This is a genomic window from Pseudomonas sp. SID14000 (genome assembly GCF_002165135.1).
Taxonomy (GTDB): Bacteria; Pseudomonadota; Gammaproteobacteria; order Pseudomonadales; family Pseudomonadaceae; genus Aquipseudomonas.
Map to the genome: position 1 here is coordinate 1 of NZ_NFZQ01000194.1, position 297 is coordinate 297.

The window sequence follows — 297 nt, forward strand, 5'->3', positions numbered from 1 at the left end:
CCGAGGTGAAGTTGGCGGCGAAGCTTTGCGTGGCGTTGGTCGTCAGGTCCGTTTCATCGACGGTGAGGACCGGTTCCGTGCCGGTGGTGCTGATGCTCGGGCCGTCATCCTTGAACACCAGGTTCTGGCCGATGTTAAGGGTGGCCTGGGCGCTGTCGCCGTCCTTGTCAGTCTTGGTCGCGGTCAAGGTCACCAGGTTGTCGGAGGTCAGGGTCTTCGCGTCATCGGGGTTGCTGGTGTCGGGATGCACGATGGCGCGGAGCTGGTCGAGGGTAACGGAACCGTTGCTGGCGACGC

At 63.6% G+C, this 297-nt stretch carries 1 protein-coding gene; it reads right to left on the minus strand.

The window, feature by feature from the left end; genetic code table 11:
• Window positions 1-297, minus strand: a 297-nt coding sequence (locus CAY82_RS25545; RefSeq protein ID WP_256576361.1) for a DUF5801 repeats-in-toxin domain-containing protein, incomplete at both ends; no start/stop codon positions are given.